This window comes from Vibrio sp. 1580 (assembly GCF_033340055.1).
This window is the reverse complement of the sequence record NZ_JAWOVT010000001.1, coordinates 660288-686536: the sequence shown is the minus strand read 5'-3', so window position 1 is coordinate 686536 and position 26249 is coordinate 660288. Positions and strand designations below refer to the sequence as shown.

Here is a 26249-nt window from a genome sequence, read left to right as displayed (position 1 = left end):
TTTAAAATACAAAACGCCCGATGAAGTACATCGAGCGTTTTAGTTAAAAAGTGTCAACCCATATCAGGACGGGTCAGATTGATGAAACGACGCACTAACTTAGTACTGGTCCCTGATTGAGTGTGGAATCATCTTTCAGCGAGGATCTTGAAGCGATAGGCTCGGAAGCCACAGTTTTGCTTTCAACAAGCGGTTCAACAGGACCATCAAGTTTCTCTTGTTCTGGGTGAACATGTTCAGGAAGCATTGCCCATGGCTTAGGTTCGCGTCGAATACTATGGAACAGCGTTAAGCTCATCACCGCGATAAAAATCGCGATAGGGAAACCGGCAATAATGGAGGCCGTTTGCATTGCTTTTAACCCTCCTGCGTATAGAAGTACTCCCGCAATGGCTGCGATCATGATCCCCCACAATACGCGTATAGAGGTAGGAGGCTCACTGTGCCCAGCGGCATCGAGGGTACATAGAACTAAGGTACCTGAGTCAGCGGAGGTAATGAAATAAGTACCGAGTAATAAACACGCAAGCACGCTAAGGAGTTTACCAAACATACCTGTATCTAGGTTGTCGAATAGCGTAAACAAAGCGCGTGTCGTATCAGCTTTAGTCGCTTCAAGAATCGGGCCGCCAGAAAAATCCGCAGGTGGTGTCTGTTTGGCTTCTTGTGCCGCAGTGACTTGCTCTTGATGAGCAACACGAGCGTCTTGCTCTACCTTCAACGCTGCACCACCAAATACTGAAATCCATAAAAACGTGATTAGCGTAGGTACGATTAATGCGCCACCGATAAGTTCACGTATTGTGCGTCCTTTAGAGATACGAGCCACAAACATGCCAACGAAAGGTGCCCAAGTCATCCACCAAGGCCAGTAATAAGCCGTCCACCAGTTTTGCCAGCCAGAGTCATTCTGTGCATCGCTCCATAAGCTCATACCGACAATGTTTTGTGCATAAAGCCCCGTACTTTCGAGTAGCGTATTTAAGATATAGCGAGTTGGACCAATGTAAAGTACGACTAGCACGAGTGCGAGTGAGAGCAGCATGTTCCATTCTGATAAACGGCGAATACCTTTTCCTACACCAGATAGCACCGACGCAACCGCACAAGTACAAAGGGAAACGATAATAAAGAGTTGAATCCCCAAACTAATATCTAGACCAAAGGCTTGATTCAAACCAGAGTTTATTTGGATAACTCCCATCCCCAAGGTTTGAGAGATACCGAAAGCAGTCACCGCGACTGTTAGGATATCAACCGTGTGTCCGATAGGCCCATAAATACGATCACCAATCAAAGGGTACAAGATAGAGCGTAGGGTAAAAGGCAGATCTTTACGGTAGGAAAAGTAAGCTAATGCGAGTGCAACAATGATAAAGACAGACCAAGGATGTAGACCCCAGTGAAAGAATGTCAGTTTCATTGATGTTGTTGCGGCTTCATTGGTCAGGCCTTGAGTAAATGGGTTGTCAGCGTAATGCCACATCGGTTCGGCGACCGACCAGAAAATTAAGCCTATCCCCATGCCTCCGGAAAAAAGCATGGATACCCAAGACAAATAACTAAACTCTGGTTTTTCGTTATCTTTACTCAAACGAATATGCCCATATCGACTAACCATAAGGTAAAGAAGAAAACCGACAACGAGTGAAACAAGTCCGATGTAAAACCACTTCATATTCTGTAGCAAAATGCCGGAAATCGTTTCGAAGTATTGGCCCGCTTGATTGGCGAGAATTGCGCAGAAAAGTACAAAACCGATAACGACGATCTTTGATGCGATTGTCACAGTCGGATTGAGTCCTTTCAATATCCCAGATGTTGCTCTCATAGGCATCCCTCACAGTGCGTTTGTTTTAACGTTATTGTTTGTTGCGTTATTGTTAATTTTTGAAAGAGAGTAGAGAGAGGGCTTTTGTGTTTCAACTGATTAATACTCATCGGTTAATGAGTATTAATCATGACAAGAAGATCATTGTTAATTAAAAGGTTATTTTTTTGTTCGAGATCAATGCATGAATGACAAAAACTCATCCAAGCCCGGCGAAAAAGTCGTTTGTTTGTTGCCGGGTTGTTAATCAAAATTATCTCCACTAACACAACACGATGTTGTACGCACTGGATGCAACTCGACTCTCGGAGATAAGAATATGAGCAATGTCAACCAAACCATTATTCCTGTTGAACTTGTTGATAATGTACTGAACCCAATCAGTGAAGCAACAGGAATGCCGAATCAGGCCTACACCAGCGAAGAGTATTTTACTTTTGAGCGTGATCAGGTGTTTGGTAACACTTGGGTATGTATTGGTTTTGCATCAGACCTGCTTAAAAATGGTTATGTAATGCCACTTGATTTCATGAATCTTCCACTACTCATGATGAGAAATCGTCAAGGTGAAGTCCAAGTCTTCCACAACGTGTGTAGCCACCGAGGTATGAAGCTGGTTCATGAGGCAGGCGAAGTTCAAGGCATGATTCGCTGTCCTTACCATTCATGGACGTACGATCTTGACGGCAATCTAAAAGGCACACCACACATCGGTGGTATCGCAAAACACAAAGATGACCGATTTAAGTGTGAAAAGCATGGCCTTAAGCCACTTCGTTCAGCCGTTTGGATGGACATGGTATTCGTCAACTTATCGGGCAAAGCAGAAAGCTTTGAAGAGCATATCGCGCCGCTAGAGCAACGTTGGCAGCAATTCTTAGGTGAAGAAGGATTAGGGCTTCTTCGCCGCGTGAACATGGGTGGCAACTTAGAGATAGAAGTGAAAAGTAACTGGAAGCTTGCCGTAGAAAACTATTGTGAAGCTTACCACTTACCTTGGGTGCATCCGAGTTTGAACAGTTATTCTCGCCTAGAGGATCACTACAACATCATGTTTGCAGAGCGTTTTGCTGGCCAAGGTAGTCTCGCATACAACCTCTCTGATACTGCAGGAACACACTTACCTAAATTTCCAAGCTGGCCAGAAGATAAACTGCGTCATGCAGAATATGTTGCACTCTTTCCAAACGTGTTGCTTGGTATTCAAGCCGATCATGCCTTTGCAATGATGATTGAACCAATCACTGCGAATAAAAGTGTTGAGCACCTACGTGTTTTCTATGTGGGTGATGAAGCAACGAAAGATGAGTTCGCTGCGTGCCGTACTGCTACCGTTGAGTCATGGCGAGTCGTATTCGGCGAAGATATTGGAGCGGTCGAGGGCATGCAGGAAGGTCGTTACTCACCTGGCTTTGGTGGTGGTGTGTTCTCACCAGAAATGGATGTTCCGACGCATTTCTTTCAAACCTGGTTGGCAAAGCAAGTGAAAGCGGCACTGGAGCAGTAATATGATGCATTACCTTAATTATATTGATGGTGAGTGGTGCGATTCAGAGCAAGCGCTGACCGTCATGAACCCTGGCACAGCCGAAGCGTATGCGACGGTTGCAGAAGCCACTATCACCGATGCAGATCGCGCAATGGCAGCGGCACGTCGAGTAGTCAATCAAGGCGTTCTTTCGGACGTTCGTCCAGCCGTCAGAACCGAGTGGATGTTAAAAGCCGCCGCGGCTATTCGTGAAATGGTTGATGAAGGTGGGTTAGTTGCCTGCCGTGAAAATGGGAAATCTTTGCAAGATGCCAAAGATGAGTTTTTAGAATCGGCACGTTACTTCGAATACTACGCTGGCATGGCCGACAAGCTGGAAGGCACGTCAATTCCGTTGGGTAAAGATTATGTCGATTTCACCCAATATGTGCCGTTTGGTGTGTCAGTGCAGATTGTGCCGTGGAATTTCCCAGTTTCTATTTGTGCACGCTCATTAGCACCTGCATTAGCTGCTGGTAACGCAGTGGTGATCAAATCGCCAGAGATTTCCCCACTCGCTATGACGTTGTTGATTAAAGCGATTGAAAAAGCGGGTTTCCCAAAAGGCGCGATTAACTTGCTATGTGGCAAAGGCTCCGTAGTTGGCAGCCACTTGGTGCAGCATCAAGACGTTGATCAAATTGTCTTTACAGGTTCTGTGCCGACCGGCCAACGCATACTGAAAGATTCAGCGCAACGCGCCACACCATCTGTGATGGAGCTGGGTGGTAAATCGGCCGCTATCGCACTGAAAGATGTGAGTCTCGAAACGCTTTTACAAAGCGTTCAAGTCGGTATTTTCTTTAACGCTGGTCAAGTTTGTTCGGCAATGTCTCGTTTGCTAATTCAAAAAGAGCGTTATGAAGAAGTAAAAGCGGCGGTAGTGAAAATGGCGCAAGACCTAACCATTGGTCAAGGTGAAAGCCAGCCGGATATAACACCGTTGGTATCGGCTGATCAACAAGCGCGCGTGCTTGAAATGATAGAACAAGCAAAAGCCGACGGCGCGAACATCCTAACGGGTGGATACGCCCCTGATTTGTCGGGTTACTTTGTGGCACCGACGGTGATTGAAGCCTCACCAGATATGCGTATTGCTCAAGAAGAAGTGTTTGGTCCTGTACTGGTAATTACACCGTTTGAAACCGAGCAAGAGGCCGTTGAAATCGCGAATGGCACCGATTTTGGCCTGGTCGCTGGTGTCTTTGGTGAAAGCCTAAACCAAACATTGCGTGTGGCACAGCAACTGCGTGGTGGACAAGTGTTCATCAATGAATGGTTTGCTGGTGGCATCGAAACACCATTTGGTGGCGTGGGCTTGTCCGGGTTTGGGCGAGAAAAAGGACAAGAAGCGATTTATAGCTACGTCCAGACACGCAATATTGCCATTCGTTTGCAGCAAGACAGCAACGTATAGCTACCGTGTAACTGTATTTTCATCACCTCGTACCGGCTTGGATTTCAGACCACAAGCTAGGGCGAGGTTGATGGAATCACAACAAATCTGACAGCGGTTTGTAAACACGGAAATTCTGAACAAGGTAGTTGGAGTATAAGTGATGAGAAAGTGGCTCTGTATTATTTGCGGCTTAATCTATGATGAAGCACAAGGTTGGCCATCCGATGGCATTGCACCAGGAACAGCATGGGAAGATGTACCGGATGACTGGTTATGTCCTGACTGTTTAGTGGGTAAGGCCGATTTTGAAATGATCGAAATTACCGACGACGCGCCACTAGAAGAGGTTGCAGCGGTGTCTTCGGTGTCGGTAGAAGCGTCTGTTCAGCCAAATACTGCTCAGCCTCTTCCATCTGAAGTTACTCAACCTGTATTCTCAAATGACCCTATCGTTATCATCGGTAGTGGCCACAGTGGTTACCAGTTGGCGGCGGCACTTAGAGCGCAATCTGAGAAGGTTCCGATCACTGTCTTTACCGCTGATGATGGCGCTTTGTACAGCAAACCAGCATTGTCTAATGCACTGGTCATGAATAAAGACGGCGACGCGCTACAAAGTGAGAGCGCGTTGGAGTGGGAAAGCCGTCTCAATATCCGAGTTTACCCGCATACCCGTGTTGAACAGATCGATCGTGCCAATTCAACGTTACATACCTCCATCGGTAAATACGCCTACAGCCGCTTGGTACTGGCAACAGGTGCATCACCGATTGAAATCCCAATTGAGGGCGATCGCTCTTGGGTTATGAGTGTGAACGACTTAGTTGATTACCGCCGTTTCAGAGCGGAGCTGCAAGACAAAAAGCGCATCGCGATCCTAGGTGATGGCTTAATTGGCTGTGAGTTCGCAAATGATCTGATCGAAAGCGGTTATGAAGTAACAGTTATCGGGTTGGGTCAATGGCCAATGGAGCGTTTGATCCCGCAACAGTTGGGTGAATCATTACAAAGCGCACTTGCCGATCGAGGCGTGCAATGGGCTCTACAAGACAGTATCACCAGAATCGAACCAAGGTCGGAATCTAGTGCGGTTTTACATCTAAACAGTGGCAAGCAGATTGAAGCAGATCTAGTGCTGAGCGCGGTTGGACTCAAGCCAAATGTTTCTCTGGCTGAGCGCGCGGGGCTTGAAGTTGGCCGGGGCATTAAAGTGAATCAATTCGGCCAGACGAGTGATGAGAATATTTACTCGCTAGGTGACTGTGTTGAAACTGAGCAAGGTTGGCAGCCCTATATTGCACCGATTAATCAAATGATCCCTTCTGTAGCGAAAAGCTTGCTAGGCGATGTCGCCCCTATCTCGTTAACACCAACTCCAGTGATTGTAAAAACGCCGATTCTTCCACTCACGATTTTCCCGGTAGCCGCTGAAGAACAGGGACAATGGTACATCGAGACCCAAGCAGATGAATTGACCGCTGCGTTTTATTCACCAGAAGGAGCAATGCTCGGTTTTGCGTTGCTAGGAAGAAAAGTACAGTCATTACGCGGCCCTTGGCTAGATCAATTGTCATTGAAACTGTCAGCAGCGTAGCGGAGAAAAAAGATGATTCATTTACCCAATGATGACGTGACGTGTGGTTGGTACCATGCGTTGCCAAGTATTCCAGAAAAATCGGCGTTAAAAGGTAAACAAAGTGCTGACTATGCCGTGTTAGGTGCCGGTTTCGCAGGCCTAGCTATGGCAAGACGTTTAGCTGAACTTATGCCTAATGCACGAATTATACTGATTGATGCGCAACGTATCGGCCAAGGGGCTTCAGGAAGAAATTCGGGCTTTGTTATCGATTTGCCTCATAAGTTTTCACTTGAGCATCCCGACCCTGAGCACAAACAAAAGTTATTGTCGCTCAACCGTTCTGCGATTGCTCAGCTAAACACTTTAGTGTCGAAGCACAGTATTTCTTGTCAGTGGTCAGCAAAGGGCAAATATCAAGGAGCCGTAGGGGCGCGCGGTGAAGCGTATCTCGATCACTTTGAGCACCTAATGAAAGACCTTGGCGAACCATACTTCCATGTTAATGGCAGTGAGCTGGCGAAAGTCTTGGGAACCAACTACTACAGCCGCGCAATTTACACGCCAGGTGGTTATTTAATGCAACCTGCTGCTTTGGTGCGTGGGCTAGGGGAAAGCCTTCCAGAGAACGTCGAGGTGTTAGAGAACTCGCCAATCCGCAAGCTCAGTAAAGAAAACGGTTGCTGGGTATTACATGGAGATAGTGGCTCTGTTGAAACCCCTGAACTGCTGCTTGGGACCAGCATTTTTACTCGGGAGTTTGGTTATCTTAAAAACAGACTACTTCCAGTGATGACGTTTGCAAGCTGGACGCGTCCATTAACCGACGCAGAAATGCAACGATACGGAGGTGAGCTGAATTGGGGGTTAACTCCAGCTGATCATGCGGGAACGACGTTACGTATGACCGCCGATCGACGTATTTTGATCCGCAATACTTACAAACACGTGCCGAAATATGGCTCAAGCATGAACGATAAAGTCAGAGAACAAATTCGCGACGATCATCGTCAGGTCTTTCTGGCGCGTTATCCCGAGCTGGCCGACGTACCATTTACTCACACATGGGGTGGGGTGTATGCAATCTCTCGTAACTTTACTAACTTTTTCGGTCAATTAGATGAAGGTGTTTATGCCAGCGCTTGTGACAATGGTGTTGGTGCTGCGTGGGGAACCATTTCTGGAACACTGTTAGCTGACTATGTCGTTGGTGCGACATCTAAATCATTGGATGACATACAGCAAGTGACAGGAATGCCTTGTTTGAATCCGCCAGAGCCTTTTTTAGGTTTGGGAGTAAAAACGCGTATCCAATTAGCAAAATGGCAAAGCCGGAGTGAATTATGAAGCCAGTCAAACTTGTTGATAGTAAAAGTCTAGATTTCAATGTTCGTGGTGATACGCCAGGAATGGCGTATGTTGCCAGGGCGTTAAGCCCAGAAATTTCACCAAACATAGGCGTAGGCTTTGCTAAATGGGAAGGCGCTAAAGTGGCTTGGACAGTGCTTTATGATGAGGTTATTTTCGTGATTGAAGGCTGTTTCGAGCTGACCGCAAATGGTGAAACACATTTTGTGCACCCAGGTCAGATGCTGTGGATACCGGAAGGGACTGAATTGGTTTATGGTGGGCATGCTCTGTTCGGCTATGTGGTTCATCCAGGAAACTGGAAAGAGTTACATGGTATTGAATGACTTTTATCATTTAGTTGTGTTTCGGAAAGGCAAAATAAAAATCTGATTTTTAACCATAACTTTTCGCAAAAGAACTTAATCTCAATGGAGCAAGGGTTTCATACTTGCTATGTTTCTTGGTCACGTTTCCAGACGTGTTAGACCTTTCTCAATTGCTATTTTATCTATCAAAAAGGGAAGCCTTGGCTTCCCTATAATGAGTCTTCTTTTGGCTTGGCTAAAGCTTTTATTTTAGCTCAAATTTACCCTGCATGATTGCCCAGTGACCCGGGAACGAACAGAAGAATGAATAGTCACCGCCGGCTTTCATTTTCTCAGTACTGAACGTAATGCTGGTGCTTTCACCGCCACCAATTACTTTTGTGTGAGCGTAGACGCGATCATCATTTGGTTTTACGTAGTTATTTTCTGCTCCAGCTGCCATGCCATCAGTACCGACTGCTTGTAGGTTGGCTGTGTCAGAGATGACCACGTTGTGACCCATCGATTGCGCTGGCATCTTACCTGTGTGATTCAGCGTTAGTTTTACCTCTTTACAAGTGGCTGGTACGCTCAATGTTTTAGTAGAAAACTGCATCATATCGTTAGCATCTAATGACACTTCACACTCGGCACTGGCTTGGGCACCAAAGCTCATTCCTACTAATGCGAAGGTTGTTGCTAATAAACGTAAAGACATATAACACTCTCCATTTTGTATTTTAGGCTGACTTGGATTGATCTTATCCAATAGTTCTCATTATCAGCCAATTTTCACTCCAAAAACGTGCTTCAATCGGTATATTGACGTTTTGTTGCAAGCTTGTACTGGTCAGTTCCGCTATTTGATCACTCAAATGCCTTATTTCATGCGATTGCGTGAGTTAAATCAAAAGTCGTGATTAGCCAGAGTTAAGGTGAAAATAATCTCTCTAAACGGGTGGCAGAATTGTTTGGTTTTACGGTATTGGAGAGGTTTCAAGAAAGAAGCTCAGCTAAATTGCTGAGCTTCTAGAGAACAGACGACAAGTAGGCCTAGCGAGTTTGCTTTAACGTGTGCAACACATCATGCAGTGAAGGTGCGACAGTATGGCCTAATTGCTTTATTTCGTCACAAGGCTCAACCAAATCAGGAATTTGATAAGTGATCATGTTCGCTGCTACCGCAGCACGCACGCCATTATTTGAATCTTCAAAGGAGAGACATTTGGTTGGATCTACGCTTAGACGACTTGCTGCAAGCAGGTAGATCTCTGGATCAGGTTTGCCGTGTGACACTTCACAGCCCGTCGTTAAGTTGTCGAAATACTTGCTTAGGCCCGCTAACTCCAACTTCTTCTGTGCCACTTCTTTTGCTGTAGAAGTGGCGACTGCAATTGGCAACCCTTGGCTTTTCAACCACTCAAGCAGCTCAATCACCCCTTCTTTTACTGGTATCGCTTGGTGCTTAACCACAGCGTCGTAACGGTCGCGCCACTCTTCGTGTAAGCGGTCAAGATCATCCCCATAAGCTTTACGAAAAATCACTTCAATGCCCGCTGCATTGCGACCAATGATTGAAAGGTAAACATCTTTATAGAAGGGTAGGTTCTGGGCTTCACATGCCTCTTTGAAGATACGCATACAAACGCGTTCGGTGTCGAGGAGTAACCCATCCATGTCGAAAATAGCTGCTTGATAATTCATTACTTTATGATTTGTCGATTGAGATGGCGCATTTTGACACAAGCAACATCGTTTTTCCTGCGGAATTCCACCATCTCACACGCTTTTTACCCAATCCTTATTTTATCCCTAGGCGTTTTGCCAAGCGGTGTAAGTTGCCGTTGTCCAGTTCCAACTGACGTGCCGTTGCTGCCCAGTTGCCTTGGTTTTCTTCCAGTGCTCGAACAATCATCGCTTTTTGGAAGGCGTCTGTGGCTGGTTTTAATCCGCCTTCTGGTAGATCAAGCCGAGAGTTTTGTTCCCCTTCTTCAGCGTTCTTGATGTTCTGATGCGGCGTTCGGATGTCAAAATCTTGCTCAACTAACTCAATGTCCATGGCGTGGGTACGCGCTTTTGCCAAAACACCAGCACGTTTAATGACATGTTCAAGCTCTCGCACGTTGCCTGGCCATGAATAGTCTTTGAGTGCCTGCACCAAAGTGGGGGACAAACGAATGCTGTTCAATCCCAATTTGCTTCTTAAACGTTCGGCAAAAAAGCCTGCGAGTAACACCACATCGTCTTCACGTTCACGAAGAGGTGGAACATGAAGCGGGAAGACGCTTAGGCGGTGATATAAGTCGGCTCGGAAGCGACCAGCAGTCACTTCTTCATGCAATATACGGTTGGTGGCGGCGACAATGCGTGTATTGACTCGAATATGGCGGTCATCACCCACACGTTGAATGTCGCCGTATTGTAGAGCTCGAAGTAACTTAGCTTGCAGTTCTAACGACAGTTCGCCGACTTCATCTAAAAACAGTGTGCCGCCATCGGCTTGTTCAAACTTACCCTTACGATTGCTGATTGCGCCTGTGAATGCGCCTTTGATATGGCCGAACAACTCGCTTTCCGCGACTGATTCTGGCAGCGCCGCACAGTTGAGGTAAACCAAAGTATTGTTCGATCGGCTAGAACGATGGTGAATAGCGCTGGCAACCAACTCTTTACCTACGCCTGTTTCTCCCATGACCAACACAGACAATTCCGTATCGGCGACGGCATCAATCTGCTCTTGAAGATTCCTCATGCCCTGAGAGTTGCCAATGATTTCGTTACTCAACGTGCGTTTCTCAGCGTAAGAGTCACGTGGCAGGCTCGCTTGAGTTTCTAGTTGCTCTAGCAGAAGTGCAGTGTGCAAGCCACCTGCTGCCAACGCGCTGACAAAACGTAACTCTTGGTTGCGCAGCCCATCAAATTGGTTGGGGTCGAAGGCGTCAATCGTAATGGCACCAATCAGTTGATCGTCGATCAGCAAAGGTAAACCAATGCAGGAATGGACATGCAGTTTGTCATCGTGGTTTGGAATCAAGCCATCGTATGGATCAGGTAAGTCGCTGTCAGAGGGAAAGCGCACGATATCGCCTGCTCGGGCAATGGCTTCTAATCTTGGGTGCTGCTCAATGGAGAAACGGCGTCCAAGCACTTCTTTCGCCAATCCATTGATCGCTAAAGGTTTAAAGTGTTGGTCTTCATACAAAAGAAGGGCAGAAGAGTCACACTTCAATACCTCTCGAATCGTGGTTAACAACGTATCGAAGCGAGCCTGTTGAGTGAGGGCCGAGTTAAGGTCTTGCGTGATGTGTAGCCATTGCGCGATTAAAGAAGTCATAGCCAATACCGATTGTGTCAATATGACTATTGTAGTGTCTTAATGACAATTTTCAACTGTGTCTAAATGACACTCATTAAAGTTGAGTTTTAATTAAGGTGTTGAAATATATAGTAATTAAAAGTTGGCACACCCAGTGCAATACAAGAAGAAATTATTTTTGTTTATCCCGTCATTCAAGGTAGTAATTATGACAATTCACGTAAAAAACAACATTCACTGGGTAGGTCAACGCGATTGGGAAGTTCAAGACTTCCACGGTACAGAATACAAAATGACAAAAGGTACCAGCTACAACAGTTATCTAATTCGTGAAGAGAAAACCGTATTGATTGATACGGTCGATCATCGATTCAGTCAACAATTCATCCAAAATTTAGAAATGGAAATCGACCTTAAGTCTATCGACTTTATCGTAGTAAACCATGCTGAAGAAGATCACTCAGGCGCATTGTCGGCATTGATGGAGAAGATTCCGAACACGCCAATTTACTGTACAGAAGCGGCGATTGATTCGATTGTGGGTCATCATCACCATCCTGAGTGGAACTTCAAAACCGTAAAAACGGGCGACAGCATCGATATTGGTAACGGTAAGCAATTGGTGTTCGTGGAAGCGCCGATGCTGCATTGGCCAGACAGCATGATGACTTACCTAACTGGCGATGCAGTGTTATTCAGTAACGACGCATTTGGTCAGCACTACTGCGATGAACGTCTGTTCAATGATGAAGTGGATCAAAATGAGTTGATGGAACAGTGTTTGCGTTACTACTCAAACATCCTAACGCCATTCAGCAGCTTGGTAACCGCAAAAATCAAAGAAGTGCTGAGTTTCAATTTGCCTGTCGACATGATCGCAACGTCACACGGTATTGTATGGCGCGATAATCCGGTTCAAATCATCGAGCAATACTTGGCGTGGGCAGACAATTATCAAGAAGATCGCATTACGATTTTCTACGATTCTATGTCAAATAACACCCGAATGATGGCCGATGCAATCGCGCAAGGCATTCACGATGTCGATCCTGGTGTGGCGGTTAAAGTCTTTAATGTCTCTAAGCATGATAAGAATGAAATTCTCGCCAATGTATTCCGCTCAAAAGGCATCTTGGTTGGTTCTTCTACCATGAACAACGTCATGATGCCGAAGATCGCAGGCATGCTAGAAGAAATTACCGGTCTGCGCTTTAAGGCGAAGAAAGCCGCTGCATTCGGTAGCTACGGGTGGAACGGTGGCGCGGTGGATCGTATCCATGCTCGATTGACCGACGCAGGTTTTGAAACCGCAGTGAGCTTGAAAACCAAATGGCGACCAGATGGTAAAGCGATGCGTGAATGTCGCGAACATGGTCAAAACATCGCGAAATTGTGGGCAAAGCATGACCTGACTAGTCCTGTTATTTCTCCGGCGATTGCTGCGTCTGCACCACAAGTTCAATCACAACCCGTTGCGCCAGTGACAACACAAGCGGCAGTAGATGCTGCTCCTAGTAACCCTAGTACCGAGGCACATCCCGCAGATTGTCAATGCATGGTTTGTACGGTTTGCAATTGGGTGTACGACCCAGCTAAAGGTGAGCCTAATCAAGGCGTTGAACCGGGTACGGTATGGTCTGAAGTGCCAGATTACTTCTTGTGCCCAGAATGCCACTTGGGTAAAGGCGTCTTTGTCGAATACAACGGGTAAGGGGGCGAATATGCAAGCACCTATTGTGATTATTGGTAGCGGCTTTGCGGCTTACCAATTGGTGAAAACAGTGCGTCGAATGGACGCACATATTCCGCTGCAAGTGTTTACTGCTGATGACGGCGCGGAATACAACAAGCCTGATTTGAGTCATGTATTCAGCAACAAGCAAACCGCCCAAGACTTAGTGGTTAAAAGTGGTGAGGCGTTCGCACAGGAACACAACATCGAACTGTTCGCCCATACCATGATTGAGCATGTCGACGTGCAAGCCCAGCAAGTGGTAGCCAACGGCCAAACCTATTCTTACTCCAAACTGGTGTTTGCGACAGGCGCGAAAGCCTTTGTGCCGCCAATATCTGGCGATGCAGCACCTGAGGTGATAACGCTGAACTCGCTACAAGAATATCAATTAGCGGAAGAGCAAATTAGCCGCGCGGAACGAATTCTAGTAATGGGTGGTGGTTTGATCGGCGTCGAGATCGCCATGGATCTCGCAACCAGTGGTAAAGCCGTTACGGTGGTTGAGCCAAATCCCCGTTTGCTCGCTAACTTGATTCCTGAATTTGTTGCATTGCCGCTGGAGAATCAACTTAAGCAGCAAGGTATTCAACTTGCCTTAGAGACTGGAGTTGTCGCGATCAATCACTCGGATGATTCGCTGGTGGCAAGCTTGAGCAAAGGTAAAGCAATCGAAGCCGATGTAGTGATTTCAGCTGCGGGTTTACGTGCTAACACTTGGTTAGCGAAGGCTTGTGGGTTGAGTGTCAATAAAGGCATCGAGGTGGACGCTCGATTACAGACATCAGCAGCCAATGTGTTCGCATTAGGCGATTGTGCTGAGATCCAAGGTCGAATGATGCCGTACCTCCAACCGATCGTGCTAAGTGCCAATGCTTTGGGCAAACAACTACTGGGGCAAGAAGCAGAGTTGAAACTACCGCCTATGATGGTAAAGGTCAAAACGCCGAGCTACCCAATTCAATTGGCAGGCGATTTTAGTTCGGTGACGAACTGGAGCGTGCAGATTTCTCAAACTGGCATTGCCGCGAAAGCAGAAGATGAAAATAGCCGACTCATGGGCTTCGTCGTGACGGGAGAACAAGTTACGCAAGCATTTCCATTGCTTCGAGAGTTGTCTCAAGCCGGTCAGGCTTAACCGATTTAAACGAAAAGAATTGTAATTAGAGAGGGTATTATTATGTCGCATCTACGAATTCCTAAAGACTGGACTGTTCAACGTTCAACGCCTTTCTTCACTAAAGACAATGTGCCACCAGCGCTACTGACTCATCACAATACCGCTGAGGGTGTGTTTGGGCAGCTGTGCGTCATGGAAGGGCAAGTGACTTACTACGGCTTTGCTGATGAAAATGCCACAGAAGCAGAAGTAGTGGTGGTGATTAATGCAGGCCAGTTTGCTACAAGTCCACCGCAGTACTGGCACCGCATTGAGATGAGCGATGATGCTCAGTTCAACATCAATTTCTGGTCGAACAAGGACAAGAGTGGGCAAGCGATGTTCCACGCTAAGCAGTAGTGAACCTTTGTAAGTGCTTTGACTGTTACGCTAATCGTCAAGTAAAGGGGTGTAGAAGGCGCAATAAACGGACTGCAATGCAGGATCATCGAGACCGAGGAAAGAGAAATCACGAGTAATGATTTCAATTCTTTAGTAGCATGTTACGAAACATTTCAGTCAGGTGAACTAAGGGAAGCGTGCAATGGAAAAACAACGAGTAGCATTTATTGGTCTGGGTGTGATGGGATACCCAATGGCTGGTTACCTAAGTAAAGCGGGCTTTGAAACCAAAGTATACAACCGCACAAAAGCGAAAGCCGACAAATGGGCTGAAGAATACCAAGGCGTAGCTTGTGAAACACCACGTGAAGCGGCAGAAGGCTGTGACATCGTTTTTACCTGTGTGGGTAATGATGATGACGTTCGTAGCGTTGTTTACGGTGAAGAAGGCATTCTGGTCGGTTTGAAAGCAGATGCAGTGTTAGTCGATCACACGACGACTTCTGCAGACCTAGCGGTTGAGCTGGCTGAAGCGTGTGCTAAGTATGGTAATCACTTCATTGATGCGCCAGTTTCTGGTGGTCAAGCGGGCGCAGAAAATGGTGTTCTAACCATCATGTGTGGTGGTGAACAAAGCATTTTTGACCGTGTGTCTCCGGCGATGGATGTGTACGCGAAGCAGATGACGCTACTGGGTGAAAACGGTCAGGGTCAACGCTGTAAGATGGTAAACCAAATCTGTATTGGAGGCGTTTTACAAGGTCTGAGTGAAGCTTTGTTGCTGGCACAAAAATCAGGCTTGGACATCGCTCAAGTTGTAGAAACGCTTAAGCATGGCGCTGCAGGTTCTTGGCAGATGGAAAACCGCGCAAATACAATGGCTGAAGACAAGTTCGATTTTGGCTTCGCTATTGATTGGATGCGCAAAGACTTAGGTTTCTGTCTGCAAGAAGCTGAGCGAGTGGGTCTAGAACTTCCACTGACTAAGAAAGTGGATGAGCAATACGCAGACCTTCAACGTGATGGTTTAGGTCGCATGGATACATCAGTACTGATCAAAGCGGTCGCTAAAAATCAGTAGTTGATGAATCAGTAATAGATAAACAGTTCTTTGGTATTAAAGAGCTTAAAGAAATCTAAGTTAATCATAATGAACCTCCTTGAGCATGGTTTATGACTTGTGATTAAGGATTAGTGATTTGAAATCAGGAGGTGCTGTAGAGCACCTCCTTTTTTTCGTCTTTAAATCACACAGTGTAATGATTACAGCGTTCGCTTACTTGTTTAAGCCTAGTGCAATTTCAAGACCTTTGCCGTACGCTTCGTCCGCTTGGTATGCGTGTTGAACGTGGCGCTGTTGGATGAACTCTGGTACACCGTCCATTGCGCGAGCTGTGTTATCGAGCAGAGTTTGACGTTGCTCTTCGCTCATCAGACGGAATAGGTCACCCGCTTGGCTGAAGTAGTCTTCGTCTACACGATGATCGTAGTGATCAGCGTTGCCGTTGATGCGTAGAGGTGGCTCAGAGTAATCTGGTTGCTCTGCCCATTCTTGTTTGTAGTTTGGTTCGTAACCTAGTGTTGAACCAAAGTTGCCATCAACGCGCATTGCGCCATCGCGGTGGTAGCTGTGAACAGGGCAACGAGGTGCGTTCACTGGGATTTGATGATGGTTCACACCTAGACGGTAACGCTGAGCATCGCCGTAAGCGAACAGACGACCTTGTAGCATCTTATCTGGAGAGAAGCCGATACCAGGTACGACTGCTGCTGGGTTGAACGCTGATTGCTCAACTTCTGCGTAGAAGTTTTCTGGGTTACGGTTCAGTTCGAACTCACCAACAGGGATCAGTGGGTAGTCTTTTTGAGACCATACACGTGTTAGGTCGAATGGGTTGAAGTTGACTTCATCCGCTTCTAGCTCAGGCATGATCTGTACGTACATCTTCCATTTAGGGAAGTCTTGACGTTCAATCGCTTCGTAAAGGTCACGGTGATGGCTTTCGCGGTCTTTACCTACGATTGCTTCTGCTTCTTGGTCAGTCAGGTTCTTGATGCCTTGCTGAGTTTTGAAGTGGAATTTCACCCAGTAACGCTCGTTTTCTGCGTTGATGAAGCTGAATGTGTGGCTACCAAAACCATGCATATGACGGTAAGAAGCGGGGATACCACGGTCACTCATTACGATAGTCACTTGGTGGAATGCTTCTGGTAGTGATGTCCAGAAATCCCAGTTGTTGGTAGAGCTACGCATGTTAGTGCGAGGGTCGCGTTTTACTGCGTGGTTTAGGTCTGGGAATTTTAGTGGGTCACGTAGGAAGAATACTGGTGTGTTGTTACCAACCAAGTCCCAGTTACCTTCTTCAGTGTAGAATTTTAGTGCGAAACCACGGATGTCACGTTCTGCGTCTGCTGCACCGCGCTCACCAGCTACGGTAGTGAAGCGAGCGAATAGTTCTGTTTTTTTGCCGATGTCAGAGAAGATCTTAGCGCGAGTGTATTTTGTGATGTCGTGCGTTACTGTGAACGTACCGTAAGCACCAGAACCTTTTGCGTGCATACGACGCTCAGGGATCACTTCGCGGTCAAAGTGTGCCAATTTTTCAAGGAACCAAACGTCTTGTAATAGTTGAGGGCCACGAGGACCTGCAGTCATAACGTTTTGGTTATGTGCGACAGGGCAACCTGCTGCTGTAGTCAATTTCTTGTTTGTCATTTTTCTTCCCCCTCCAGGGCTCAATACCTTAGAAACTGTAGAGGAGGTTATTACGGAAAAGCTGGGGGAGAAAACTGATATTGCTTATCAATTCAATAGATGGTGACTATGGTCGAAACTATATTAGAATCAGAAATTTACTACATTAGCTTGATTGACATAACAATCGACGTTCTCGAATGCGATTGACTGGGGGGAGCGCTATCCAGTTAGCGTGTCTGCGATGCTAGTAATATCGCCCCTTAAATGAAGTTTTACGTGTCATCAAAGGGGCGAAGTAATTAAGAGTACTTCACTTCAAGTTGTTCAGCTTTTGCAAATGCTGGGTGTGTCGCGAGCTGTTTCCCATAACGTTCAATATTAGGGAAGTGATTAACTAAACCAAACTTTTGAACCAATTCGACAATGAAAGACATCATGATGTCAGCGCCAGTCAGACGCTCTTCTACTAGGTAAGTTTTGCCTTCTAAGGATTGCTCGAAGTAGCCTAGTACATTCATTGCTTCCTTGTCGGCATAGCCTGATAAAAACTGAGTTTCATTTGGCTCTTTGCTTACGAAGATTTTTAGCAGCATAGGTAAAATTGCGGAGCTTTCTGCAAAGTGCATCCATTGCAAATATTCTGTGTGTGCTTTTGTACCGCGCTCAGGAGCAAAGGCTCCGTCACTGTATTTCTCAATCAAATATTCGGTCATTGCACCTGACTCAATGATAATCTCGCCGTTATCTTCAAGAACAGGTGACTTTCCTAATGGGTGAACACTTTTTAGTTCTGGCGGTGCCATGAAGGTCACGGAATCACGGACATAGGGTACAATCTCGTAATTTACATCTAGCTCTTCAAGTAACCAAATGATGCGCTTTGAACGAGACTGATTGAGGTGGTGAAGTTTAATCATTTACATATCCCTTTTTACAATGGGTCGTTAATCTGTACTACAAGCTTGCCGAAATTCTTACCTTCCAACAGACCGATGAATGCTTCTGGCGCATTATCCAGTCCTTGTACTAGATGTTCGCGGTATTGGATCTTTCCTTCTGCCAACCATTGATTAATATCTTGCGCAAATTCACCGTAGCGATGTCCGTAATCATCAAAAATGATGAAGCCTTGCACCTTGATTCGTTTGGTCAGGAGCTTACCCATTAGTAATGGAAGATGGTCGGTACCTTCAGGCAGCTCTGTCGCGTTGTACTGAGAAATCAAACCACAAAGTGGGATACGCGCATTTGTATTCAGAAGTGGCATTACAGCCTCGAATACTTTGCCACCTACGTTTTCGAAGTAAACATCGATACCTTTGTCACAGGCATTTTTCAGTTGTTCTGCAAAGTCTTCAGCTTTGTGATCAATACACTCATCGAAACCAAGCACCTCTTTAGCGTAACGGCATTTTTCTTCTCCGCCTGCTATACCAACAACTCGGCAACCTTTGATTTTACCAATTTGACCAACTGTTGCGCCTACAGGCCCCGTAGCAGCTGCTACCACGATGGTTTCCCCTGGTTTTGGCTGACCAATGTCGAGTAAACCCATGTACGCGGTAAATCCTGGCATACCTGCAACGCCTAACGCGTAAGAAGGGTTTTGCGGTTCTTTACCAAGTTTAATGACCATCTCACCAGTTGAGATAGCGTAGTCTTGCCAGCCAACAGTGTAGGCAAGAACCCATTCACCCGCTTCGTAATCTGGGTGGTTTGATGTTTCTACCTGACAAACTGTACCACCGACCATTACGTCATCAATTGCAACAGGGTCAGCGTATGATTCGGCATCACTCATGCGACCACGCATGTATGGATCTAGAGATAAATAAACCGTTCTCAATAGCATTTCACCCTCTTTCGGAGTCGGTTTCGTTACCTCTTCTAAACGAAAGTTTTCTTGTGTCGGTGCACCATGGGGACGTGACGCGAGTACGATTCTGCGATTTGTTGCGTTAGTCATATCTATCTCACTTGTTGATTAGACCGGTCGTCTAGTATTTATTTCAAAATATCCCGCTTATTTAAAGCGGGAAGGTTTACTGTGTTAACACTGACGCTTTTTCTGACAGTGAAACGTGTGTAGGGTGTTCATTCTGCTTCCACGCCGCCCGTTATGGGCAAGTGCGCGTATTCTGCAGTAAGTGTTGAGTATAGGTCAGACTTTGCGTCAATGCTGCCTGATCTTGATAAAGTTTGTTCAGCAAGCTAGCGCCATTCCAAAGGTAGTATATCTGCCTTGCTAATAACGCACTGTCACCATTGGGGATTGAGCCATCTTGAATGCCGATGTCAATGCAATCCGCTATCGCTTGAATGGTTTTGTCTGCTCCTTGGCGTAATGCCAAGCGCATTGACTCAGAGAGATCGGAGACTTCTGCACTTAACTTAACCAATAAACATTTGTTCGCATTACACACGTCGTCTTCTACTTTGACCATTTCTTCGAAATAGCTCATTAGGCGTTGGTAGCCACTCAGTTCAGTATTGGTAAAGCGTGCGTTTAAACGCTCAAAATACTTAGTAAAGTAGTCTTGAATCATCGCTTCACCAAATTGTTCTTTGGATTTGAAGTAATGATAAAACGAACCTTTTGGCACTGCGGCCTTTTTTAATAGCTCTGAAAGACCAACACTCGTGAACCCTCGGTTTACGATCAACTCGTATCCGACGTCGAGAATATGTTGGCGTGTGTCATTCGTCTTTGCGTTCATGAAGTGTACTATAGGATGAATTAGACCAGTCGTCTAGTATTTGTTGTGGGTTATTTAATCAGCTCATACTCAATAACAAAGAGCGTGTCGGTATTTGGGTAGATTTCTCGAATTAACTGCTTGAGTTTTGGTAGTTCGATGGCTTCTTGTTCTGCATGAAACTCATTAATATCTTCAAAGTGAAGTGGTTCTACAGAACGTATCTTGATATCGCAGACTTTACGATCCGTTTCTAAGGTAAAAACTTCGACTTCTGTATTGGGAACGTAATGGCTTTCTGATTCATCTCGAATCGTTATCGTCTTTTTGCCTGACGTGATCAACGGGGTTAAGAATTCAAAAAAAGTAATCTTGGTTGGATGAGATGGCATGATGTACTCGTTAGTCTGGTTGTTTGGCGTAATTATATACCCAAATCCCCCAGAGATTCCTGTATTACTAGAACGATCGAGTGCGGATGAAGCGAATTAACTTGGCACTAAAGTAACCTGAGATAACGCCTATCCAGTTGGTGCTGAGATCATCAAAACTAAATGATCGATTTGGAATAAAAAGTTGGCTTATTTCTTCCATTGAAACGATAGCCAACAGCAGTAGCAAAAGACGAATCCCAAAAACGTCGGTTTTATTCGAGCTCACCAGAGAAGGGAACGTGAAGACCGATAAAAAGCCGATCAATAAACTGAAAGTAAAGTGAAGCGTACTTGATCCGCCTAAGTAGGTTTCCATTTGCAGGTAAGCAGTATGGTGTAGGTCAGAGCTTTTCCATAAAGAGAGTGAAGCGGTTAGCATCAGGACTAAAACAAAACTCGTGCGTGCCAGTATTAAAGCCATAATTAACCTATTGGAAAGAAGCCTAAGTAACGTTTTACAAAGTACAGTGCAGCTAAATTCTGGATAGCCATGCCAATTGCCATTGCCCACGCTGCACCAATCACCCCAAACATTTGGCAAAGCGTAACAAGTAGGCAGATGGACACCGTACCGGAGGAAATTGTAATGTATTTCATGGTTCTCTCATGACCACTCATTAATAATAAAAAACCTACTGAACCAGTCGCAACATTGACTAACTGCCCCAGAGAAAGGACGACTAATAGTGGCGCCGCGGCGAGAAACTCCTCACCAAAAAACTGCATTACAAACTCGGGGAAGAGGGTGCAAATAATTACGGGTACAATCGCTAAACCAACATTAGCTCGGCACGCCAAGCGGCTCAGGTTCTGCAGTTTGCGCATTTGACGCTCTTTGTAGAGAGAGGCAAACATCGGGGCGACCACAAAGTTAATGGTAATCAGCACGAAGCCAATCAGTAGTGATGTACGTTGGGCTGCGGCTAACAAACCGAGTTCCGCTGTTGAGATAAAAAAGCCCGTAATAACAAGGCTTCCCCATTGAAGAACATTCGTGAAGATACTGCCAACCCAGACTTGCTTGGCAGAAGAGACCATTTTTTTGTTTGGTACGAAAGCCGATGTTTGATATTGATCTGAGCCAAGCCAATTGGCACTAGATATGACCGCGACACCTATGCTCGCTAAAAGCAGTGCGGTCATTAGATTGTTGATATTTTGCTGACCGATATAGTCTAGGGCAAAGACAAAAATGACCATCAACATACTTACCCCAAGCTGCAACGCAAACAGAGATGATACAACTTTTCTACATGCTTGAAGCACCCGACTGTTGGTTTGCGCAAGCACCAAGAAAGGTATGCAAAGCAAGCATAAAGTAATCGCATACATTGGTGATTGAGTCTGGTTTAGCTGTTCTGGAAACAGATTAAACCCTGCCAACAAAACGCCTATGGCGAGCAAGCAAAATGCCATACTTCGATAAAGTGCGGTTTTATAGTTTTGGCTTTGTTCAAGCTTCTCTTTGTTATTAAAAGCGATCGCATTGTAACGAACTAACGAGACATCAAAACCTAGCTGAGAAACGATAGCGAGTAGCGAGACTAGGTTGAATAAAAAGAAAAATTGACCGGCCGTCGAAGCGTCACTGGTCTTCGATACAATCAGAGTCAGTAAAAAAGCAAATAGCGCACTCAACACACGCGTGATTGCGGTTTTTAATCCGGTAGATAACAAGCTTTTTTTACCGCTGGGCATCAACAGTAATTTTTGTTGAACAGTGTGAAACATAGGAGCATTTAACCGTATAGTTTATTGAGTGCTAGGCGCTGTTTTTCTTCACTGAAGGCATCGTTTAATTCTGCTGTATATTGGCGAAAATCGATCTCTTCATAATAATTGACACAATGCGCGATCTGCTTGGCCATTTCTTCAGGTGTGAGCGCTAAAAACGGGTAGTTGAGATCTTTGGTTGCGCCGATGGTCCGAATAACCATAGGAAGATGTAACTTGGATGCTTCTAGAATGGTTAACGGCATCCCTTCCCATGCTGCAGTGTGTAGATAAAGGTCTGAACCCTTGAGCTTTTCAACTACCTCATCGCGAGGCAGCATACCCGTTACATCCACATTTTCAGTACGTAATTTCTGTTCGAGTACTTGGTCACCGCCACCTATCCATGTGATCTCTATCGGGCGGTTAAGCGCATACCGATTAAGGAACTGCAATGTGCTGATAAGAAACTGAGGATCTTTTTGGGGCGCGACACGACCAAGTACAACGAGCTTCAGCGCTTCTTGCTTGTTTCGCTCTATACGATCTTCACTTTGATAAGACACGTAGTTGTTGAGCAGTTCGGCACGTTTCGCACCAATGCTAATGGCTAGGTCACACTCTCGTTGGCTACAGCCTGCAACCACATCAATTTTGCTCAGTTTTACTTTCTCTAGTGCTTTATAGATCTGGCGTGCAAGCTCTGAGATATCTTCACGTTCGAAGGCATAACAGTGCGGTGTGTAAACCAAGCGTGCCTTGCCAAGCTTTAGAAATCGGCCGAGAAATCCTGCTTTACTCGAGTGCAAATGCACGACGTCGGGACCAAGTGATGCAATCATGTGGTTTGCATCGCGAATAAATTGAAGCAAGCCGCCTTCTACCCACTTTGTCTGTACGAAAATGTGGTGGTTGTTCTCATTGGTCAAGTCGTTTTCTCGGGCTCTGGCTAGCAAGAAATGCTGATAAGGCTCGTCTCTGGATGAGTGAACATAACTATAGAGAGCAGTTTGAACGCCACCTCCAAATGCTTCTGTAACATGGAGCACTTTCTTCATGATGATTTTGTCCCTGGTGTTTGCATCCATTTGTGTTTAAAAGCATCACGCTCTTGCTCTGAATAAACGTGGCGATACAAGGGAAGATCGTACATATAGAACAGTTTTGAGAAGTCGTAGTGATTCTTAAAGTGTTGGTGGATATTGGAGTACCACTTGTTTTTCGCTTCGTTGCTGTTTTTCAGCACGAAGTCTTGCAACTCAAGAAACTCACCGATTTCTTTATCAAGAGAACTGAGCTGTTCGCATTTGATTAGCATGACGTTGGCCTGATCGTTCTGGAATGTGAAGAAAGGTTGAGTGTTGTCCAGCTCTTGGCGCATCACATCGATATTGAAATTACGCTTTAACTCGTTGTCGAACCAGTCCGCAAAATAGTTGAGATTGATATAGTTATCAAAACAATGCTCGAGGTGCTGATACGTGACTTCCATATCTCGGTGAATTGCATCGTTCTTTTTGCCTTCGATAAATTGCAAATGGAGATCTTGAAAGAAGCGAGAAAAGACAGTTGCGATTGGATCGCGGACCAGCGTAACGATTTTAATCTGTTCTCGTTTTTGTAAGATACGTTTTCGCTGCTTGAGCACTAAGCGATAGAGTGCGCGGTTTCGGAAGTCGAAGAATTTACTCACGTCTTTTTTATTGTGATACATGTGAAATTCTTCGTGATCATCAAAGGTGTGGATGTGATAGCTCGGGATATTTTTCTCCCCTAGCGTGTGCTCAATTGATGAGGAGCCAACTTTGCCCATTTGGTAAACTAAAACAAAATTATCAGCTTGGAGTTCTCGGTTCTTTTCAAATTGTCGAGAGATTGAATACTTCATCTATCCTATCCTTGATTATTCATATTCGTGGTGATGGTTTACCGGAAAAGTATGAGCAATGGCCCGTGAGTCGTTGCTCATGCTGATCATGACGGGTAACAAGAGTATTAAAATTATGGTGGTGTTTACCGCAACGAAAAACACCATGATGAGGGCGTATATCGCAAGTAATAGGCTTTTTCTGTTTTCATTAAGGCTGCGGAAGCAAAAGCGAATAAAAAGAAAATAACCACCAAACAGCAGACCGATACCAAGCAATCCGTATTCAATTGCGGTATCTAACACAAAGTTGTGGGTGTAGATCGCCAGCTCATCATAGTTAAAGTAACTGATCATAAAGTTGGGTAACATTTTCGCGCCGACACCTAACACCGGGTGTTGAAGTAAAATATCTAGCCCATTGGCAAGTAAAAGTTTTCTATGAAGATTCGATACCCAGCGGGCTTCACTTTGGTTGGCAAATAAGACGTCTTCTTGGGTTATTTCCAATGTGTCTGCTAGCGTTTCAAACCCAACGTAGAGTGTGGTTGTGACGGCAGTAAACACAATGAAGCTCAAGGCTAATAAAATTGTCCACGTGTACGTTTCGCTGAGCGATTTTCTCATTAAGTTTTTTACGAGCAGTTGGTCAAAGAAGAAAAGCAGACAAAAACCAAGTAGCGCTTTTCTTTCTTGTGACAACACCAGTAATACTAAAGCTACGAGCATCAAAAGGTGGAAAGCGCGAATTTTATCTCGATAAAGGTACAGTAGCGAGCACAGTACACCGAACCCGTATTTACTTACCCCGAGTAACTTAAACCCGCTTTGATAGCCCTGAGCAAAGTGCCATAAGGCAACGAGCGTACAGATGAAAAACAACAGATACGTGAAATAAACCATTACCCGTTCGTCATCAAACACGCCATAGGCGTACATTAGGCTCAGTAGGCACAAAATCGCTAACCATTGCACAGTTTCTATAACTAGCGGCATTAAAGGGACGCGATTTAGCAGACCATTTATGAACACATACCCAGTGAACAATAGGAGGAACCCCATACAGGGATGCATGAGTTTTTCAGCTTTTCCTTCCAATACCACTAATGCAGTAAAACCAATAGACAAAAGGCTTGCGATGTCAGATGGGGCTAGCGCTATTCCTCCAGCACGAAACTTCATTGGAATAAAGAACAATACTAATAGGCATGCTGCAAGCAATGAGGCGCGATGGCTCGATGGCGCGGAACTATTTGTTGGCGCAAAGCTGCTGGTAGATTCCATAGTAACCTTCACGAAATTTATCGATGGTGTAGAGAGAGGCCCTATTGACTGAGTATTGACTTGCAGCGTCATACCGCTTAACACTTTCACACAGCTGGAGCACTTTTTGGCTCAGTTCAGTGGCGTTACCAACCTGAAATAAATATTCGGCACGTCCGGTGACGTCATCCAAACCAGGTACGTCCGATGATAATACGGGTAAGCCTGCTGCCATGGCCTCAACCGCCGCCAAGCCAAAGCCTTCGACGTGCGACGATTGCACGTAAATATCCATGTCGTTCAAAAAGGCAGGAATGTCAGAAACTACGCCATGAAAGTGAACACGTTGCGCGACGTTGATTTTTGTTGCCAATGCTTGCAGTGACGATTTTTTTTCTCCATCTCCCGCAAGGTGGAGTTCGTATCGTCTTGGTAAATGGATAAGTGCTTGGATAAGCGTTTCATGATCTTTATGTTGGTGAAGTCGGCCCACCATTCCAATCTTGATAACTGGTTTGTCGATTAGGTGGCTGGCGAATCTTGGCGTCATAGAAAACCTTTTTAAATCAACGCCATTGTGCACCACGTGATATTTGTGTTGGTAGCGAGGCATGAACTTCACCAGTTCATCTTGTACTTTTTCACTAATACTGACCGTCAAGTCGTGGCCCCAATATAAGACGTATTCCATGAACTTAAACAGCGGATAGTCACGTCGACGGTTATAAGAACAGTGCTCAGTCTGGATTCGTTTTTTACCTACCGCCAATAGCGCTAGGTAAATGGAAGGGTAGAGGTGCCCGTGAACGACATCCGGCCAACGCAGCAAAGAGAATTTCTCACTCAATGACAATGTGCGCCAGTTAAAACACTCTACCCCTTGGGCGGATAGCATTGGTAAGTAATCATTTTCATCACACAAGACCAAAATTTTGATTTCGTATTCAGGCTTATGTTCTAAAACAAGGTCGACTAAGAACTTCTGAGCACCGCCGTTCTGAGAAAGATCATTGATAATATGTAGAATCTTGGTTTTCATG

The 26249-nt window shown here is 45.5% G+C and carries 24 protein-coding genes and 1 pseudogene; 10 read left to right on the top strand and 15 right to left on the bottom strand.

The window, feature by feature from the left end:
* Window positions 1-94: 94 nt before the first annotated feature.
* Window positions 95-1831, bottom strand: a complete 1737-nt coding sequence (locus R7093_RS03065; RefSeq protein WP_047102574.1) for a BCCT family transporter — start codon at window positions 1829-1831, stop codon at window positions 95-97.
* A 319-nt stretch (window positions 1832-2150) separates the two neighbouring features.
* Between R7093_RS03065 and R7093_RS03060 the strand changes: the two genes are divergently transcribed.
* The 6 genes and pseudogenes from R7093_RS03060 (at window position 2151) to R7093_RS03035 (ending at window position 8028) form a co-directional block, all read left to right on the top strand.
* Window positions 2151-3338 carry an aromatic ring-hydroxylating oxygenase subunit alpha gene (locus R7093_RS03060; RefSeq protein WP_017635305.1) on the top strand — a complete coding sequence of 396 codons (1188 nt, stop codon included), beginning with the start codon at window positions 2151-2153 and terminating at the stop codon, window positions 3336-3338.
* Between the two features lies 1 nt (window position 3339).
* A complete protein-coding gene (locus R7093_RS03055; protein WP_005385881.1) occupies window positions 3340-4776 on the top strand; it encodes an aldehyde dehydrogenase family protein in 1437 nt (478 codons plus the stop codon).
* 142 nt (window positions 4777-4918) lie between these two features.
* Window positions 4919-5080: pseudogene (locus tag R7093_RS03050) on the top strand (rubredoxin); the annotation flags it as partial.
* Window positions 5069-6352 (top strand): NAD(P)/FAD-dependent oxidoreductase, encoded by a 1284-nt coding sequence (locus R7093_RS03045; RefSeq protein WP_235429206.1) that lies wholly within the window; start codon window positions 5069-5071, stop codon window positions 6350-6352. The pseudogene R7093_RS03050 and the gene R7093_RS03045, both read left to right, overlap by 12 nt.
* Before the next feature lie 12 nt (window positions 6353-6364).
* Window positions 6365-7681, top strand: coding sequence for an NAD(P)/FAD-dependent oxidoreductase (locus R7093_RS03040; RefSeq protein WP_005385877.1), 1317 nt, complete (start codon window positions 6365-6367; stop codon window positions 7679-7681).
* Window positions 7678-8028, top strand: a complete 351-nt coding sequence (locus R7093_RS03035) for an ethanolamine utilization protein EutQ (RefSeq protein WP_017635301.1) — start codon at window positions 7678-7680, stop codon at window positions 8026-8028. The genes R7093_RS03040 and R7093_RS03035 overlap by 4 nt, the downstream gene beginning before the upstream one ends.
* Before the next feature lie 226 nt (window positions 8029-8254).
* Here R7093_RS03035 and azu read toward each other — a convergent pair whose 3' ends face one another.
* The 3 genes from azu to norR all read right to left on the bottom strand — a co-directional run bounded on the left by azu (window position 8255) and on the right by norR (window position 11323).
* Window positions 8255-8707: an azurin gene (gene azu, locus R7093_RS03030; RefSeq protein ID WP_005375211.1), complete on the bottom strand. Its 453-nt coding sequence runs from the start codon at window positions 8705-8707 to the stop codon at window positions 8255-8257.
* Window positions 8708-9042: 335 nt separating this feature from the next.
* On the bottom strand, window positions 9043-9693 hold the full coding sequence (locus R7093_RS03025; RefSeq protein ID WP_318146496.1) for an HAD family phosphatase: 651 nt from the start codon (window positions 9691-9693) through the stop codon (window positions 9043-9045).
* A 97-nt stretch (window positions 9694-9790) separates the two neighbouring features.
* Window positions 9791-11323 (bottom strand): nitric oxide reductase transcriptional regulator NorR, encoded by a 1533-nt coding sequence (gene norR / locus R7093_RS03020; protein ID WP_047102578.1) that lies wholly within the window; start codon window positions 11321-11323, stop codon window positions 9791-9793.
* 190 nt (window positions 11324-11513) lie between these two features.
* Here norR and norV point away from each other — a divergent pair, with 190 nt between their 5' ends.
* The 4 genes from norV (at window position 11514) to R7093_RS03000 (ending at window position 15619) form a co-directional block, all read left to right on the top strand.
* Window positions 11514-13016, top strand: a complete 1503-nt coding sequence (norV, locus tag R7093_RS03015) for an anaerobic nitric oxide reductase flavorubredoxin (protein ID WP_047102579.1) — start codon at window positions 11514-11516, stop codon at window positions 13014-13016.
* 10 nt (window positions 13017-13026) lie between these two features.
* Window positions 13027-14175, top strand: a complete 1149-nt coding sequence (gene norW, locus R7093_RS03010; protein ID WP_047102580.1) for an NADH:flavorubredoxin reductase NorW — start codon at window positions 13027-13029, stop codon at window positions 14173-14175.
* Between the two features lie 42 nt (window positions 14176-14217).
* Window positions 14218-14556 (top strand): DUF1971 domain-containing protein, encoded by a 339-nt coding sequence (locus R7093_RS03005; RefSeq protein ID WP_005375231.1) that lies wholly within the window; start codon window positions 14218-14220, stop codon window positions 14554-14556.
* A 184-nt stretch (window positions 14557-14740) separates the two neighbouring features.
* On the top strand, window positions 14741-15619 hold the full coding sequence (locus R7093_RS03000) for an NAD(P)-dependent oxidoreductase (RefSeq protein WP_005375233.1): 879 nt from the start codon (window positions 14741-14743) through the stop codon (window positions 15617-15619).
* Between the two features lie 195 nt (window positions 15620-15814).
* Here R7093_RS03000 and R7093_RS02995 read toward each other — a convergent pair whose 3' ends face one another.
* The 11 genes from R7093_RS02995 to R7093_RS02945 all read right to left on the bottom strand — a co-directional run bounded on the left by R7093_RS02995 (window position 15815) and on the right by R7093_RS02945 (window position 26248).
* Window positions 15815-17254: a catalase gene (locus R7093_RS02995; protein WP_033906756.1), complete on the bottom strand. Its 1440-nt coding sequence runs from the start codon at window positions 17252-17254 to the stop codon at window positions 15815-15817.
* A 281-nt stretch (window positions 17255-17535) separates the two neighbouring features.
* Window positions 17536-18153 carry a glutathione S-transferase family protein gene (locus R7093_RS02990; RefSeq protein WP_005375238.1) on the bottom strand — a complete coding sequence of 206 codons (618 nt, stop codon included), beginning with the start codon at window positions 18151-18153 and terminating at the stop codon, window positions 17536-17538.
* A 14-nt stretch (window positions 18154-18167) separates the two neighbouring features.
* Window positions 18168-19202 (bottom strand): NADP-dependent oxidoreductase, encoded by a 1035-nt coding sequence (locus tag R7093_RS02985; RefSeq protein WP_005375239.1) that lies wholly within the window; start codon window positions 19200-19202, stop codon window positions 18168-18170.
* Window positions 19203-19353: 151 nt separating this feature from the next.
* Complete coding sequence (locus R7093_RS02980) at window positions 19354-19953, bottom strand: TetR/AcrR family transcriptional regulator (RefSeq protein ID WP_005385858.1); 600 nt, start codon at window positions 19951-19953, stop codon at window positions 19354-19356.
* Between the two features lie 50 nt (window positions 19954-20003).
* On the bottom strand, window positions 20004-20324 hold the full coding sequence (gene yqfB, locus R7093_RS02975) for a N(4)-acetylcytidine aminohydrolase (protein ID WP_005385855.1): 321 nt from the start codon (window positions 20322-20324) through the stop codon (window positions 20004-20006).
* 67 nt (window positions 20325-20391) lie between these two features.
* The gene (locus tag R7093_RS02970; RefSeq protein ID WP_053350073.1) at window positions 20392-20787 is read right to left on the bottom strand and encodes a VanZ family protein; all 396 of its coding nucleotides are present in this window, start codon (window positions 20785-20787) and stop codon (window positions 20392-20394) included.
* Between the two features lie 2 nt (window positions 20788-20789).
* Window positions 20790-22097: an oligosaccharide flippase family protein gene (locus R7093_RS02965; RefSeq protein WP_021707644.1), complete on the bottom strand. Its 1308-nt coding sequence runs from the start codon at window positions 22095-22097 to the stop codon at window positions 20790-20792.
* An 8-nt stretch (window positions 22098-22105) separates the two neighbouring features.
* Window positions 22106-23137, bottom strand: a complete 1032-nt coding sequence (locus R7093_RS02960) for a glycosyltransferase family 4 protein (RefSeq protein WP_258477454.1) — start codon at window positions 23135-23137, stop codon at window positions 22106-22108.
* On the bottom strand, window positions 23134-23967 hold the full coding sequence (locus tag R7093_RS02955) for a putative capsular polysaccharide synthesis family protein (protein WP_005375258.1): 834 nt from the start codon (window positions 23965-23967) through the stop codon (window positions 23134-23136). Before R7093_RS02955 ends, R7093_RS02960 begins: the two co-directional genes overlap by 4 nt.
* Before the next feature lie 15 nt (window positions 23968-23982).
* On the bottom strand, window positions 23983-25230 hold the full coding sequence (locus tag R7093_RS02950) for an O-antigen ligase family protein (RefSeq protein WP_258477456.1): 1248 nt from the start codon (window positions 25228-25230) through the stop codon (window positions 23983-23985).
* A complete protein-coding gene (locus tag R7093_RS02945; RefSeq protein WP_258477457.1) occupies window positions 25196-26248 on the bottom strand; it encodes a glycosyltransferase in 1053 nt (350 codons plus the stop codon). The genes R7093_RS02950 and R7093_RS02945 overlap by 35 nt, the downstream gene beginning before the upstream one ends.
* Between the last annotated feature and the right edge of the window lies 1 nt (window position 26249).